10 protein-coding genes are annotated in these 15689 nt (G+C 46.7%); 3 read left to right on the top strand and 7 right to left on the bottom strand.

Annotation, left to right across the window (positions count from 1 at the left end; genetic code table 11):
* Positions 1 to 183 precede the first annotated feature (183 nt).
* Positions 184 to 507, top strand: a complete 324-nt coding sequence (locus tag AB4583_RS19970) for a DOPA 4,5-dioxygenase family protein (protein ID WP_017064766.1) — start codon at positions 184 to 186, stop codon at positions 505 to 507.
* Positions 508 to 672: 165 nt separating this feature from the next.
* Here AB4583_RS19970 and fruA read toward each other — a convergent pair whose 3' ends face one another.
* Genes fruA through fruB form a run of 3 tightly spaced genes read right to left on the bottom strand, consistent with a single transcriptional unit; the run spans position 673 to position 4551 of the window.
* Complete coding sequence (fruA, locus tag AB4583_RS19965) at positions 673 to 2415, bottom strand: PTS fructose transporter subunit IIBC (RefSeq protein WP_372119028.1); 1743 nt, start codon at positions 2413 to 2415, stop codon at positions 673 to 675.
* A gap of 15 nt (positions 2416 to 2430) precedes the next feature.
* A complete protein-coding gene (gene pfkB / locus AB4583_RS19960) occupies positions 2431 to 3408 on the bottom strand; it encodes a 1-phosphofructokinase (RefSeq protein ID WP_372119025.1) in 978 nt (325 codons plus the stop codon).
* Between the two features lie 9 nt (positions 3409 to 3417).
* Positions 3418 to 4551 carry a fused PTS fructose transporter subunit IIA/HPr protein gene (gene fruB / locus AB4583_RS19955; protein WP_048608700.1) on the bottom strand — a complete coding sequence of 378 codons (1134 nt, stop codon included), beginning with the start codon at positions 4549 to 4551 and terminating at the stop codon, positions 3418 to 3420.
* A 363-nt stretch (positions 4552 to 4914) separates the two neighbouring features.
* Here fruB and cra point away from each other — a divergent pair, with 363 nt between their 5' ends.
* Entirely contained in the window at positions 4915 to 5919 is a 1005-nt protein-coding gene (gene cra, locus AB4583_RS19950) for a catabolite repressor/activator (protein WP_372119022.1), read from the top strand.
* Positions 5920 to 5969: 50 nt separating this feature from the next.
* On the opposite strand, the gene AB4583_RS19945 is transcribed toward cra, so the two are convergent.
* From AB4583_RS19945 to nirB, 4 genes are all read right to left on the bottom strand, one after another.
* Positions 5970 to 7760 (bottom strand): protein kinase domain-containing protein, encoded by a 1791-nt coding sequence (locus AB4583_RS19945; protein WP_372119019.1) that lies wholly within the window; start codon positions 7758 to 7760, stop codon positions 5970 to 5972.
* Between the two features lie 167 nt (positions 7761 to 7927).
* Positions 7928 to 9397, bottom strand: coding sequence for a NarK family nitrate/nitrite MFS transporter (locus tag AB4583_RS19940; RefSeq protein WP_017060867.1), 1470 nt, complete (start codon positions 9395 to 9397; stop codon positions 7928 to 7930).
* Between the two features lie 143 nt (positions 9398 to 9540).
* The gene (nirD, locus tag AB4583_RS19935; RefSeq protein WP_136977923.1) at positions 9541 to 9885 is read right to left on the bottom strand and encodes a nitrite reductase small subunit NirD; all 345 of its coding nucleotides are present in this window, start codon (positions 9883 to 9885) and stop codon (positions 9541 to 9543) included.
* Between the two features lie 67 nt (positions 9886 to 9952).
* Positions 9953 to 12535: a nitrite reductase large subunit NirB gene (gene nirB / locus AB4583_RS19930; protein ID WP_372119015.1), complete on the bottom strand. Its 2583-nt coding sequence runs from the start codon at positions 12533 to 12535 to the stop codon at positions 9953 to 9955.
* A 473-nt stretch (positions 12536 to 13008) separates the two neighbouring features.
* Between nirB and AB4583_RS19925 the strand changes: the two genes are divergently transcribed.
* The gene (locus tag AB4583_RS19925) at positions 13009 to 15606 is read left to right on the top strand and encodes a molybdopterin oxidoreductase family protein (protein WP_372119013.1); all 2598 of its coding nucleotides are present in this window, start codon (positions 13009 to 13011) and stop codon (positions 15604 to 15606) included.
* Positions 15607 to 15689 lie beyond the last annotated feature (83 nt).

Raw genomic sequence — 15689 nt, 5'->3', positions numbered from 1 at the left:
TACCCTGCCAGATAGGGAAATAGTCAATATCACTAGAGTTTGTTTTCGATTCGTTCGAGTAACAAACTCTAGTTTTCCCATTTCAAATTGATCCTTCCGAAAGCAAGCTCACCTATTTAGGTTTGGCTATTAAAGGCGGTTTAGGTATAAAATCGCGACATCATAATTCTAAAGGATGGTGCCATGTACCACGGTCATATCTATTTCCCTCTGCGATTTGCAGAGCAGGCAGAAACACTGCGTCAGAAAATTCTATCGGAACGTAAAGATGTATTAGAGGTTTTTCCACTAATACAGCGTTTGGTTGGTCCACATAAGATGCCAATGTTTGAGATTCACTTTGCGAACAAAGAGTCGGGCATTGTTGAATGGCTTGAGCAAGAACGCGGTGATATGTCGGTGCTTATTCACCCTGTAACTGGCGGTGAAGAAACTTTGGATCACACAGTACGAGCGATCTGGCTTGGTCGTGAATTGGGTGTCTTTGAAGAAACGCTTACTAGCTAATCAAATATACCAATATTGCACTTAACTCATTCCGACCGGAAAATACATGAACAATAAAAAGGCTCCTCAAATGAGGAGCCTTTGTTTTAAGGAGCCGTTTTACCAAGAAACCGGTTATCAAGAGCCTCTGGTTATCGGGCTGAACCGTTAACCAGAGTAGGGGGATTAAGCCTCTGCAGTTACCTTAGAGTCACTCATCTTTTTAAGAGCCGCGTAACCAAAGCCTGTTACCGCTGTACCTGCTGCAATCGCCAATAGGTACATTAGAACTGGAGAGATAGCACCAGGAATCAGTAGTACGAATAGACCGCCGTGTGGAGCCATTAGCTGAGCACCAAACATCATTGATAGAGCGCCAGTTAGTGCGCCACCTGCCATACAAGCTGGGATAACACGCATTGGATCTTTCGCTGCGAATGGAATCGCACCTTCAGAGATGAAACATAGGCCAAGAACGAATGATGCTTTACCTGCTTCACGTTCGCCCGCTTCAAACTTGTCTTTCACTAGGAAAGTCGCAAGACCCATACCTAGAGCTGGAACCATACCTGCTGCCATGATTGCTGCCATTGGTGCGTAAGTTTGCGAAGCCAGTAGACCAACACCGAATGTGTAAGCTGCTTTGTTTACCGGACCACCAAGGTCGAAACACATCATTGCACCTAGAATCACACCCAGAAGAATCGCGTTAGACGTTCCCATGTTGTTTAGGAAAGTTGTCATTGCGCTCATCACGCCAGAAACAGGGCCACCTACGATGTAAACCATCACAAGACCAGTGAACAAACTCGCGATAAACGGAATGATCAGGATTGGCTTGAGGGCTTCCATGGATTGTGGAAGTTGAACTTTGTCGGCAATGAATTTCGCTGTGTAACCGGCAATGAAACCTGCTGCGATACCACCTAGGAAACCTGCGCCCGTTGAGCTAGCCAGCATACCGCCGATTAGACCTGGAGCCAGACCTGGACGGTCAGCAATCGAGAATGCAATGAAACCAGCAAGAACAGGAATCATCAGTGCGAATGCAGAACCACCACCGATAGTCATCAGTGCTGCTGCTAACGTGCCTTCTTCTTTAAACGCTTCGATACCGAATACGAAAGAGAGTGCAATGATCAAACCACCCGCAACCACCACAGGAAGCATGTGTGAAACACCTGTCATTAGGTGCTTGTACACGCCTTTCTTCTCGTCAGCAGGCGCTGAATTTGAAGAAGCAGTGTGTTGGTATGGTTTAGCTTCTGCGAATGCTTTTTCCATCTCTTGCTTTGTTTTCTTAAGCGCAGGACCCGTTGTCGTTTTGTATAGCGCTTTGCCGTTAAAACGATCCAGAGGAACGTCAATGTCGGCTGCGATGATAACAAGATCAGCGTCTGCGATTTCTTGGTCTGTCAGTTGGTTTTTTGCACCTACAGAGCCGCGAGTTTCTACTTTGATTTGGTGACCTAGGCGTTTGCCTTCAGCTTCAAGCGCTTCAGCGGCCATAAAGGTATGTGCAACACCCGTTGGGCAAGCGGTAATCGCTACGATCTTTTTGCTGCCTGTCGCTGGAGAAGTACCAGTAACTTCCACTGTAGTCTCAACTTGAGAAGCGTCTAATACCGTTGCTTCTGCTACCGCTTTCTCTAGGAATGCTTTTGCATCAGCTGTGCATTCAGAGATAGCCGCTTGGTACACTTTCTTACCAACAAAACGTGCTTTATCAACATTTTTGTTAGCTGCGATAACTACAACGTCGCTGCTGTCGATAGCGTCTTGCGATACGGTTGAATCAGGTAACACGCTTGATTGACATTCAATAGCGGCGTTCCAACCCAGTGCTTTTGTCGCTTGCTCTAACAAGCCCGCGGCGATGATGCTGTTTGCTACGCCACTTGGGCAAGCTGTGATAATGGTAATATTCATAATAAACCTTTTGTCCTATTTGCTTGTGTCTAACTGGCTAGTTGGAGCACTAAGCGCCTGTAATTGGATATTTTGTAGTACTGAATCCAGCTCTTGTTGGCTGGTGATGCCCACGCCTACCTGTGAAACTGCTAGAGCAGATAGGGCGGTTGCGAATTTAATAAGTTCTGGTTTTGGCATCTGTTGCATTTGACCCCAACATAGACCAGCAACCAATGTGTCACCTGCGCCTACCGTGCTTACTACTTGCATGCGCGGTGGTTGAGCATGTAACCATTCACCTTGGTTAAGCCACATCACGCCTTCAGCGCCAAGTGATACCACGATATTCTCGATGCCTTTTTCACTTAGGGCTTGGCCCGCGTGTTGGCATTGGTCACGAGTTGTCAGCTCTGCATTGAACAGCTGAGACAGCTCTTCATCGTTTGGTTTGATTAACCATGGTTGTGCATTGATACCGGCTTTAAGTGCGTCACGGCTGCTATCAAATAGCACCTTCTTACCTAAATCGTGTAAGCGTTGAACCCAAGAAGCGCAAAGCTCAGGAGAGATACCTTGTGGCAAGCTGCCTGCAATGACGAAATAATCGTGCGTTTCAGCAAGTTCTAATAGGGTTTCTTCGAACGCTTTAATCGCGTCAGCATCAACAGGAACACCTGGGAAGTTGATGTCGCTTACTTGGCCTGAATTCTCTACCAATTTCACGTTAATGCGAGTTGCGCCATTAACACGGATGAAGCGGTCAGTTGCACCCATCTCTTCAAACAGTTGGCAGAACGCTTCTTCGTTATTGCGACCAAGGAAACCTGTTACGGTCACTTTCGCGCCAAGCTCTGAAAGAACTTTTGCGACGTTTACGCCTTTGCCCGCTGCGTGCAAAGAGCCTTTGTTTACTAGGCTCACTGAACCCACGTTAAGTGCGTCGATAGCACCTGTCAGGTCTAGAGCAGGGTTAAGCGTTACAGTAACGGCTTTGATTTGTTTATCAGACATATCGACTCCTTAACCTTCGCCAAGGCCTGAAGCGATAGCTTTGCCAATCGATTCAAGTGCTTGTGCTGCGTCTTCACCTTCAGCAACAAACTGAAGCTGGTGGCCGTGTTTAACGCCAAGAGCGATCACTTTCATCAAGCTCTTCGCGTTCACTTCTTTTCCGTCGCCATCTAGGTTTGACACGCGGATTGTTGATTCAAACTTCTTCGCTTCAGCGACTAGCATTGCGCCCGGACGAGCGTGCAGGCCGTGTGCGTTTTTGATTTTGAATACTGCGCAGTTGTCATCGTCTTGAGACGCTGTAGAAACCGCTTCACCTTTCAGAAGGCCAATCACTTGCGCTGCGTCAGCTGTTAACAGTTGTTGCTGTTTACCTTCGAAAACCATCTTGCTTAGGTTTGCCAGAATAGATTGGTGCGCGCTGTTACAAGCTGCGAATGCGACTAATGCTTTCACTGGTGTGCCTTCGTATTCACAATGGTTCGCTGTTGAAACGAAAGATACGCCAGTGCGTGTTACGCCTTTGTCGCTGCCCAACAACCACAGGCCTTGGCCTAGGTGAGTTGGTGTTTTTGTTACTAGGTCAGCAACGAATGCGTTGTCTGTGCAACCTGTGTTCTTAAGTAGGCCACCCGCAACGGCAGACATTTGAATCATGTCGCTCGCAGGGAACAGTAGCTGAACTAAAGAAGCGTCTAGGTCGGCTTCTAGCTGAACTTCGCCGTTAAGTAGGGCGATGATTTCGTCTTCTGATTTAGCTTGCTTTAATTTCTCTTCAACACCGTCTGCCGCTAGAACCTTTGTTAGTTGCTTAAGAATGCCTAAGTGCTCGTCAGATTTAGCTGCAATACCAATTGCTACGTAAACACGGTTGCCGTCTGCCCAATCAATACCTTCAGGGAAGTGGTGTACCGCAACGCCTGTCTCTTTTACTAGGCCACGAGTATCCGTCGTTCCGTGAGGAATCGCGATGCCGTTACCTAGGAACGTAGAGTTCTGGTTTTCACGGTTCAGCATTCCTTCAACGTAACCAGAGTCAACTAAACCTTTAGCTGTCAGGTCGCCAGCAATGTTTTGGATTGCTTTGAATTTGTCTTCGGCAGTTTGGCCTAGAGTGATGTCAGATTTTGATAATTTAAGCATGGTGCCTCTTTAGCGTATCGCTTGAGAATTTGTGTATCGCTACGATTCAGTCTAGAGCAATATTTGCCCGCTGCTTTATGCTTGCTGAATCGGTTCAGCATTCAGTGTAAAAAAATTCAGCAAAGCCGATTTTGGTTTTCAAAATAGTTTTGCTGCGTGTCGTAATTCCAGTTTCGTTAACAACAAGAAGCTGAATCACGACAAATGACGCTCAATCCATTCAAAAGGATGATTGAAGTCACTTTTCAGATTTTGCTGAATCCTTTCAGCTTTTATACTGAATCGATTCAGCATATAATTCAACTAATCCGAGGATCAGATCATTGGTTATATGATCCTACGCACAAAATACAGGTCACCCATATGACACTAGATGAGATTGCCAAACTAGCCGGTGTATCGAAAACGACAGCCAGTTATGTGATCAATGGCAAGGCGCAGAAATACAGAATCAGTGAAAAGACACAGCAGAAAGTGATGGCAGTGGTGGAAGAGTATAACTACCGACCAGACCATGCTGCTTCCTCGCTGCGCGCTGGTAATAGCCGTTCATTTGGTTTGATTATTCCTGATCTGGAAAACAGCAGTTACGCGCGTTTAGCAAAATTGATAGAGCAGAACTCACGTAAAGTGGGTTATCAAATTTTGATTGGTTGCTCAGATGATGACGCTGAAACTGAACGTAAAGTTGCGGAAGCGCTTGTTAGCCGTCGTATTGATGCCTTGCTGGTGGCGAGCTCAATGCCAGACGCCAATGAGTTCTACTTGAAGTTGCAAAACTCAGGCACACCCGTTATTGCGATTGACCGTCCTTTAGATGATGAGCATTTTGCCTGCGTGATCAGTGAAGATTTCGAGGCTGCGTTTGAACTGACCCACTCGATTCTTGATGACAGTATTCATAGTGTTGGTTTGATTGGTGCACTGCCTGATCTGAACATTTCACGTGAACGTCAGTTGGGTTTTGAAGCGGCGAATAAAGCACATACTCAACAAACAGGGCTAACAGACAGCAAGCCGATGGTTGTCGGTTATGGTGAGCACTTTGACAGAGAATCAGGGCGTGAGATTTTTGAGGGTTGGATTGCCAAAGGCACAGTGCCCGATGCGATTGTGACCATGTCTTACACCTTGTTAGAAGGTGTGTTGGATGTGATGGTCGAAAAGCCAGAACTGATCAGCCAAGTAAAGCTGGCAACCTTTGGTGATAACCGTTTATTGGATTTCTTACCTTTTAAAGTCCATTCACTGCCACAACAATTCGAAGTGATTGCCGATAGTGCTTTTGCTTTGGCTTTGAACGCGTCAGCGAAACGTTACCAAGCTGGCATTGAGCTAGTGCCAAGAAGCTTAGTAAAACGAGGCTAGCTTGAATTTTACAGTTAGCTAGAAGCCTCGCGTTTAACTCGAACCTGTAATTAATTTGAACTCAGCAACAACCCCATTTCTACAATGGCAACAATGCCGAGCAACAAAGCCAACACTTTCCAAAACTGGATCGGGTTTCGGTTTATCAAAGGTTGCTTGGCTTTGCTTTTGACCAAGCTTTGGTTTGGTGTGTAAAGATCTGCCACAAAATCCCCTAACACTTGATGACGTTCGCTTGGTGATTCCGCGCAGGCTTTTTGTAACACCAAATCTACCCAACTTGGCAAGTCAGCTCGTTTCTGTGTGATGGGTTGGTATTCCCACTGATGATGACGAGATTGCTTAAGCGATTGTGCAGTCATTTCAGAGTAGGGCAATCCACCTGTTAGCATCTCATAGCCGATCACGGCGATAGAGAACAGATCCGAGCTTGTGGTGGCCGTGTTGTGCTTGATGGTCTCTGGCGCTATGTAATTGACCGCGCCTAATGGAGTGTCGTCTTTGTCGGTGAGCTCTCCCTCTTCAAGGCCTCTCACTAACACCGCACCAAGGTCGATGATTTTTACCTCACCATCACGTTGAATCATGATGTTTTCCGGCTTTAAGTCTCGGTGCACCATGTCTGCACGTTGCAGTACTCGAATGCCTTGAGTGATCTTTTCTAGTATGTCGCGTACTTCATTGAGTGACGGTTTTGGATTGTCGTACATCCATTGTCTTAGCGTGATGCCTTCTACCCATTCGCAGATTTGGTATAAGAATTGCGAGTTCTCTGGCGTCGGGTAAACCTTCATTACTCTCTTGTTTTTTAACAAGATCCCCGCCCATTGTTCATTAAAGAAAGCTCTGAGTTGCGAAGGGCTATCGTGATATTGGACGGAAGGGACTTTCAGCACGAACTCGGTCTGTGTCTCTTTCTGCATCACACGATACACATGGCTTCTAGATCCTGCATACAACACCTCAAGCACCATGAAGTTGTCGATACTTTGCCCGAGCTTTAAAGCGGGGGGGATGGCACGTTTAGCTAGCTTCTCATGGAACTCAATCAGCGAAGGTTTAGGCAGATGGCTGACTTGCACAATCAAGCAACTCACGTTGTCTGAGCTATTGTGGCTTAAAGCGGTGTTACAGATGGTTTGCGCTGCGTATTCGAAATCCGCTCCGGGTTTGTCGATGTGTTCCTTGAAGGTGTTGGGAGAGACAAACTCGTGCACGCCATCAGATGTCAGGATAAAGCAGTCGTTTTTCTTTATAGGTAGGGTTTGATAGTCAACGTTGAGTTGGTTGTCCATGCCTAAGGCGCGTGTTAGATAATGCTTCTGTCCCATATTTTTACGCGTGTGGTCGCGGGTCAGTTGGCGTAATTCTCCATCTCTTAGTAAGTAGATACGGCTGTCGCCCACGTGGAAGATATGCGCGGTGTTTGATTTGAGTATCACGCTGCTGAACGTCGAAACGAGGGCATTGTGGTTCACTTGTTGTGCGGGATGAATATTAGAAACAGACGTGTTGAAGAGCCAAGAATTGAGGGACGTTAAGACCTTTTGCGCCGAACGTTGGATGCTCCAGCTTTGGGGAGTTGCGTAATAGTCGTCGATAAACTGCATCACGCTGGTGTGACTGGCTTTCTGGCCGTGTTCACTGCAACTTGCGCCGTCTGCTATGCAGGCAACACTGCCTTTCAACTCTTGCTCTGCGCGAGTTTTTGGGTGTTTTACAATGATGGCATCTTGGTTTTCATCTCGTACGCCTTGATTCGAATAACCACCAAACTTAAGCGTTAACTGGTTGTTGGATTCTGGCGTGATGACTTGCCCTTGGCTGAATGAAATTGTCATAACTGGTCTTCTTCTTAACTGCTCTTCTTCCCGCTTCCTTGACAGAACATCCTAGGAAGAACAAAAGCCCTAGTGAACTTAGAGCCTTTGAACGAAGCACCTAGCATTGATGTATCCGCTAAGGTGCTTCTCCCGATTCAATAATATCAATGCTTCATAGTACAGACCTAGCTTGAAACATTAATCAGCGTGACACTGCCATCGTCGTTTACTTCGGCGATTTGACCGTTAGGCTCTTCCATGAACAGTAGAGTCACAAAGCCAAGTACCGCTGTTGCAGCAATCACTAAGAAGAAGGTTTGGTAGCTCACGAATGACAACACAGTTAGGTAAACTACTGCACCCACGTTACCGTAAGCGCCCGTCATACCTGCAATTTGACCTGTCATACGACGCTTGATTAGAGGAACCGTTGCGAATACCGCACCTTCACCCGCTTGCACGAAGAAAGAACACGCCATCGCCGCAACAACCGCTAGCCATACAGGCCATGTGCTGTCGACTTGACCCATTGCGAAGTAACCCACAGCAAGACCAATCGTTAGAATAAGCAGTGTTGGTTTACGACCGAATTTATCTGAAATCCAACCACCACCTGGGCGAGACATTAGGTTCATAAAGGCATAAGCCGATGCAACCATACCTGCAAGAACCGGTGTTAATTCAAAGGTTTCAGAGAAGAACAGTGGCAGCATAGAAACCACAGCCAGTTCAGAACCAAATGTTGCGAAGTACAATACGTTAAGTACCGCTACTTGCTTGAACTTGTACTGGTGAATCTCAGGCACTTCTTCTTTAAATACGTTCTTGTTTACTTTCCAAACTTGCGACACTTCGTACACGTAAAGTGCTGCTAAACCTGCATACACAGAGTAAACCGCCATGTCAGACAACATGTTGATGTTGCTTGGTGATAGCTTCCAAGTCAGTAGCGCTAAAGCGGCATACATAGGGATCTTCATAATAAGTAGGAAGAAAAAGTCACCCTTTGATGTCACTTCCATTGCTGTTACTTGAGCAGGCTTGAAGTAAGTCGAACCTTTTGGTGTATCTGACACGTTTTTGTAGAAGATAAACGAGAACGCTAAGCTCATTACGCCGGTAATACCGACCGCATAACGCCAGCCGTCTTCACCACCAAACGCTAGAGCGAGAGTTGGAAGTGTGAACGCCGCTGCTGCTGAACCGAAGTTACCCCAGCCGCCGTAAATACCTTCTGCAGTACCCAGTTCGTTGTGTGGGAACCATTCAGACACAAGACGAATACCGACAACGAAACCTGCACCAATGAAGCCCAGTAGGAAACGAGCGATTGCTGCTTGAATGAAAGAGTCTGCCAGAGCAAACATGAAACAAGGGATAGAACAGACCGCGAGTAGCGAAGAGTAAACCAACCTTGGGCCGTATCTATCGGTTAGCATGCCTATTGCGACACGTGCCGGAATGGTCAATGCAACGTTGAGGATCAGGAGGGTTTTGATCTCTTCAGTAGAAAGACCAAGCGTAGTTTTTACCATTTGCAGCAGTGGGGCAAAGTTGAACCACACAACAAAGGTAATGAAAAAGGCCATCCAGCTTAGGTGTAAGACCTTCATCTTACCCGTAAATGAAAGCAGCGAAAATTTAGTGTTATCCATGGTTTAAATCCTTTAAATCTGGAAAATTACCCGGTTTGTGCACCTGCGTTACTTCCGAACTTAGAACGCTTTTAATGTGCATAAACCCTGTGCCGAAATTGCGCACGCTAATAAGCGTTTGCATGATGGTGTCGGCGGTTTAGTTAACTGGCGATCGTAAGTGGTGCGAGAACTTGAACTTGTTCTCCTTGTTTGCGAACTTCAAATTTCACGAGCTTGAGCTCAGGCTGTTCAAGACATTCACCAGTTTCTAAGTGGTAATGCTGCTTGTATAAGGGTGAGGCCACGTAAGGTTCTCCGCTTAATGAACCAATTATACCACGTGACATCACATTCGCCTTGCCGATAGGGTCGTAATTAGAGAGCCCATAAAGCGTGTCGCTGCGCTTGCAGTAAAAAATAGCCACTTGGTTATCGTCTACTTTGGCGCAAATTCCCCCGTTTGGGGTTAGATCGCTAGTGCTGCATACGGTTGTCCAATTTTCCATGACTTTCTCCTAGTCTAAAATTGAGTTTTTATTTTTTTATTGATGAACCTGATGAACCTGATGAAATTTATGAAACCTCAGTCACTTCGATTTGGTCTGCTTTAGCGAGCTTTTCATCGCGTTTTGAATTCGAAGCATCACTCAAGCTCGGCTTAGGAAAACGCTGCTCTCGCTCTTTGATGAAAGAGAGGCTAGTGTCCATTTCTTCACTGTTGATGTAGTGCTGGAAGCGCTTCATCTTCTCAGGGTTTTCAATGGTGGTTTTCCATTCACACTGGTACTTCTCGATGTTGAGTGCGATGTCCGCTTCGAGTTCTTCAGCTACGTTGAGCTTGTCTTCAATCACGACTTGCTTGAGGTATTCGATGCCGCCTTCAAGGTTCTCCATCCATACCGATGTACGCTGTAAGCGGTCTGCGGTACGTGTGTAGAACATCAAAACGCGGTCGATGTATTTAAGGAGTGTGGTTTCATCAAGGTCGGTAGCGAAAAGGTCACCATGGCGAGGGCGCATACCGCCGTTACCACAGATGTAGAGGTTCCAACCTTTGTCGGTGGCGATAATGCCAAAATCTTTTGATTGGGCTTCTGCACATTCACGAGTACAGCCAGAAACCGCAAACTTGATCTTGTGTGGTGAACGCAGGCCTTTGTAGCGGTTCTCAAGTCGAATCGCTAAGCCAACACTGTCGTCGACACCGTATCGACACCAAGTGCTACCGACACAAGATTTCACGGTACGAACCGATTTACCGTAGGCGTGGCCCGTTTCAAAACCTGCATCAATCAGCTTTTTCCAGATGATAGGCAGTTCGTTAAGCTGTGCGCCAAACAAGTCGACACGCTGACCGCCCGTGATTTTGGTGTACAGGTCGAACTCTTTAGCGACTTCGCCTAAAACAATCAATTTATCTGGAGTGATTTCACCGCCAGCAATACGCGGAACTACCGAGTAAGTGCCGTCTTTTTGCATGTTGCCAAGGTAGATGTCATTGGTGTCTTGCAGCTCGATATGTTGATCTTCAAGGATGTAATCGTTCCAGTACGAAGCCAGAATCGAACCGACAGCCGGTTTACACACAGTACAGCCCAATCCGTTGCCGTGAGAATCTAACAGCTCGTCGAAGGTCTTGATTTTGTTGACGCGAATGATGTCGGTAAGCTCTTGGCGAGAATAAGCAAAGTGCTCACAGATATCGTTAGAGACTTCCACACCTAGGTTACTTAGCTCGCTATCGAGAACCTGTTTCGCAAGGGCAGAACAACCGCCACAACCTGTTGAAGCATTCGTGGTTTCTTTCAATGCAGCCATCGTGGTGCAGCCAGCTGAAACGGCCTCTTTAATATCGCCTTTGGTCACATCAAAACATGAACAGATCACAGCGCTATCAGGCAGAGCTTCAACACCCATTGCAGAGCCAGAACCATCGGCCACGTTAGGTAAAATTAGCACTGATGGGTTTTCAGGAAGGGGCATATTATTTTGCTTGATTTGCAGTAGCGAACCGTAGGCTTCTGCATCACCCACTAACACAGCACCAACAATCTTTGTGCCGTCAGCCGAGATGATCAGGCGCTTATAAACTTGTTCTATTTCATCGTTGTAGGTATACGATTGAGCACCTTCTGTCTTGCCGTGCACTTCACCAATACTGGCAACATCGACGCCAAGCAGTTTGAGCTTGGTGCTCATGTCGGCGCCAGTGAACGCAGCGTCGTCAGTACCGTCAGAGACAATATGCGAAGCCGCGACTTTCGCCATGGAATAACCGGGCGCCACTAAGCCGAAGATCTTGTTATCCCAAAGGGCACATTCACCAATGGCGTAGACGTTTTCGATATTGGTTTGGCAGTGGTTGTTGATGACAATACCGCCGCGCTCGCCAATTTCGACATCAGAGCTTCTCGCTAACTCATCTTGAGGGCGAATACCCGCAGAGAATACGATCATATCGGTTTCTAAATGGGTGCCATCGGCGAAGTTCATGCGGTAGCGAGCATTTTCGCCATCGACTATTTCAGAGGTCGCTTTCTCGGTATGAACTTGCACACCAAGGTCTTCAATTTTTCTGCGTAATAGGGCACCGCCACCGTCATCTAATTGAACCGCCATCAGGCGAGGCGCAAATTCAACCACATGGGTTTCTAAGCCAAGGTTTTTGACTGCGTTTGCGGCCTCTAAGCCAAGCAGACCACCACCAATTACCACGCCAGATTTGCTACCTTTGCTTGATAGTTCAATTGCGTCTAAGTCTTCAATAGTCCGATAAACGTGACAGTGTTCTTGATCGTTACCGGGAATAGGGGGAACAAAAGGGAAAGAGCCCGTCGCCAAGATTAGCTTGTCGTAACTTTCAACGTGACCACTTTCAGTGATGACTTGTTGATTGGCAGTGTCTAGCTTGGCAACCTTCTGGTTCAACAAGTAGTTCACGCCGTTGCTTTGGTAATACTCTTCACTGGTCAATGACAGGTCATCAGCACTTTTACCATTAAAGTAAGCCGTCAGCTGAACACGGTCGTACGCTAACCTTGGCTCTTCACTAAAAGTAATCACATCAAATTCATCACTGTCTGATTGCAGGATGTTGTCGATAAATTTGTGTCCAACCATGCCGTTACCAACAACGACGATTTTCTTCTTGCTCATAATCCATTCCTTATTCTCGGCATTATCATCACTAGCATCTAATTTCTAGTAGTTAGCAGATGAATACCGGGTTGAGATTCCACTCAATTCATAATCATCAAGAAAAACAAAAAATGTTTTTTCCAACTCTTGGTTTTTAGTTGAGCAAGGAGGGTGCCAGATTACGGTTTGTTCATTAAAATAAAAATTAATGCATGTTTTTCAATGTCTTAAAAAATTAGGGTAACACATAATTACCCCTAAAGTAGTATGTAAATTTTTTGTTAGATTTATACAAATGAGCATTTGTGGTGCAACTTTCTGCAAGATGGTGCAAAAATTAAGTTTCTATCGTGGTTAATTTCTATTTTGCTCATTTCTGATAGGTTTGTGTTTGTTAAGCTCTTGTTTTTATTGTTAAATATTTCTTGCTTGTTGATTGCTATGAAGTGGCGTGTTATTTGCTTATTTTCAGTTATTACAATTATGGATAATTGAGCGAGAAACGGATGACCGATTCAAACAGCGGCTGGATAAAATCGACCTGTGCTTATTGTGGTGTAGGGTGTGGAATAGAAGCGAGACCGACATCGTTAGGAAAACTAGAAGTGCGTGGTGATAAAGATCATCCATCAAACTATGGAAAGCTATGCACTAAAGGGATTGCGCTCGGCGACACCGTCACGCCTTTAGGTCGTCTTACACAGCCTGCTCATATTCAGAATGAGCAAAAACAAGAGCTAGATTGGAACAGTGCCACTCAGTTGGTCGCAGACAAATTCAATCAAACCATCGAAGAATTTGGGGCCGATTCGGTTGCGTTCTATGTATCTGGTCAGCTGCTTACCGAAGACTATTATGTTGCCAATAAACTGATGAAAGGCTTCATTGGTAGTGGCAACATCGACAGTAACTCTAGGTTGTGTATGGCTTCAACCGTGGTCGGGCATAAGCGAGCATTTGGCGCAGACACAGTACCGGTGTGCTACGAAGATCTCGAGCAAGCCGAACTCGTCGTGATTACAGGTTCCAACTTAGCATGGTGTCACCCGGTACTTTTCCAAAGATTAAGAGCCGCGAAACAAGCCAACCCTGCATTGAAAGTTATCGTCATCGACCCGCGTTATACCGATACCTGTGAAATCGCAGACATTCACTTGGCATTGGAATCAGGCTCAGACGTCGCATTGTTCAATGGTTTATTGGGCTATCTCGACGATAACGACAAGCTAGATTCAGACTATATAGAAAACCACACTCAAGGCTTTACTGAATCGATTCGATCTGCGACTCAATATCGTTATACAGAGTCAGGTTATACCGAATCAGGCTGGGGCGACAAAAGCGTTCCTGAGCTCACAGGGTTAACAGAGCAGCAGCTGAAACAGTTCTACAGTTTGTTTGCATCGAACGAGAAGGTGCTGACCATTTACTCCCAAGGCGTGAACCAATCGACACAAGGGTGCGATAAGGTAAACGCCATTATTAACTGCCATTTAGCCACCGGGAAAATTGGCAAGCCGGGCATGGGGCCATTCTCTGTAACGGGCCAGCCGAACGCGATGGGCGGACGTGAGGTGGGCGGGTTAGCCAATACTTTAGCGGCGCATTTTGAATTTGGTGATCCGCAATCACACCAAACCGTGAGTGAATTTTGGCAGACCGACAACCTAGCAACACATGCGGGTTTAAAAGCGATTGACCTGTTTGATGCCATGAATGAAGGCAAAATCAAAGCGGTGTGGATCATGGCAACTAACCCAGTTGTGAGCCTGCCTGACAGCGAAAAGATCAAAGCCGCATTAGAGAAGTGCCCGTTTGTGGTGGTGTCTGATTGTATTGCCGATACTGAAACCACTCGCTTGGCCGATGTGGTGCTGCCCGCACAAGGGTGGAGTGAGAAGTCGGGCACCGTGACCAACTCTGAACGCCGAATCTCACGCCAACGCCGAGTGTTACCAAGCCCAGGGGAAGCCAAACCCGATTGGTGGATTCTAAAAGAAGTCGCACAAAAAATGGGATTCAAAGAGCAATTTGAGTTCCGCCACGAAGGTGAGATCTTTAAAGAGTATTGCGAGATGACAGCGCTCGGCAATGAAACAGGTAAAGCGCGTGACTTGTGCTTAATTGGACTCACGCAACTGGATGAAAAAGGCTATGGCGAACTCACTCCACAGCAATGGCCAGTACTTGAGTATCAACCTGAGATCATCGAACAGCGCATGTTCACCAATGGTGAGTTCTTTACCGAATCAGGCAAAGCGCAGTTTATTGCAGTTGAGCACGACAAACCGATTGCCGATACCAGCCTTGAATTCCCACTTATCATGAACACAGGGCGAATCCGAGACCAATGGCACACCATGAGCCGCACAGGCTTGGCGGCAGGTTTAGGTGAGCATACCCCTGAGCCTTTTGTTGCGATGCACCCAGATACCGTTTCAGAACTGAACTTGGATGAGTTTGGGCTAGATGCTTTCAACCACGCCACTATTAATCCAGTGGTGAAAGTGCGCAGCGCACAAGGGGAGTGCCAAGCCCGCTTAGTGGTGACCAAAGAGATGCGCCGTGAACAAGTCTTCATGCCGATTCACTGGAACGCACCGACCGCCAAAGACAGTAAACCATGTGACTTGATCTTGCCTCATACCGATGCTGCATCAGGCCAGCCAGAATTCAAACACACACCTGTTGTCGTAGAGCCGTGTGGTTATCGTAGTGAAGCCGCACTGGTCAGCGACAAAGTGATGGACTGCAGTGGCTTTGATTACTGGGTTCGCCAAAGAGTGGAGGGCGGTTTTCTGTATCGAATATCTTCCTCTAAGAACCCAATGGAGTTGGTGATTCAGCTTGCTAATACCCTCGATGCATTACCAGAACCTAACGCGGAGGCGATCAAATCACTCCATTATCATGGCAATAAATCATTCAAGAACTACGGCTCTGCCAAGCTGGGTCAGTCTGGCGTAAAGCAAGCCTTTGTGGTCAACAGTAAGCTAGACCACCAAAGCATCGACTGGCTGGTGGAATGCCTAACCCGAGAAGCCGATGAAGAGTTCGAAGCCGAGTTTTTGAGCACCATGGCGAAGTAGTTACTACCTCCCGCTCATCATACCTATAGCAAAAACGCCGACAATCATGTCGGCGCTTTTTTTTTGGTGCGCCGAGCATGGCG

It is taken from the genome of Vibrio sp. 10N.222.49.C12 (assembly GCF_041475025.1).
GTDB lineage: Bacteria > Pseudomonadota > Gammaproteobacteria > Enterobacterales > Vibrionaceae > Vibrio > Vibrio crassostreae_C.
The sequence above is the reverse complement of the archived record's forward strand: the minus strand, read 5'-3'. Positions and strand labels throughout refer to the sequence as shown.

Coding starts and splice junctions, on each gene's coding strand:
- nirB (WP_372119015.1), bottom strand. CDS start 12,535: ATGAGCAAGAAGAAAATCGTCGTTGTTGGTAACGGCATGGTTGGACAC.
- pfkB (WP_372119025.1), bottom strand. CDS start 3,408: ATGTCTGATAAACAAATCAAAGCCGTTACTGTAACGCTTAACCCTGCT.
- AB4583_RS19945 (WP_372119019.1), bottom strand. CDS start 7,760: ATGACAATTTCATTCAGCCAAGGGCAAGTCATCACGCCAGAATCCAAC.
- cra (WP_372119022.1), top strand. CDS start 4,915: ATGACACTAGATGAGATTGCCAAACTAGCCGGTGTATCGAAAACGACA.
- AB4583_RS19940 (WP_017060867.1), bottom strand. CDS start 9,397: ATGGATAACACTAAATTTTCGCTGCTTTCATTTACGGGTAAGATGAAG.
- AB4583_RS19970 (WP_017064766.1), top strand. CDS start 184: ATGTACCACGGTCATATCTATTTCCCTCTGCGATTTGCAGAGCAGGCA.
- fruA (WP_372119028.1), bottom strand. CDS start 2,415: ATGAATATTACCATTATCACAGCTTGCCCAAGTGGCGTAGCAAACAGC.
- nirD (WP_136977923.1), bottom strand. CDS start 9,885: ATGGAAAATTGGACAACCGTATGCAGCACTAGCGATCTAACCCCAAAC.
- fruB (WP_048608700.1), bottom strand. CDS start 4,551: ATGCTTAAATTATCAAAATCTGACATCACTCTAGGCCAAACTGCCGAA.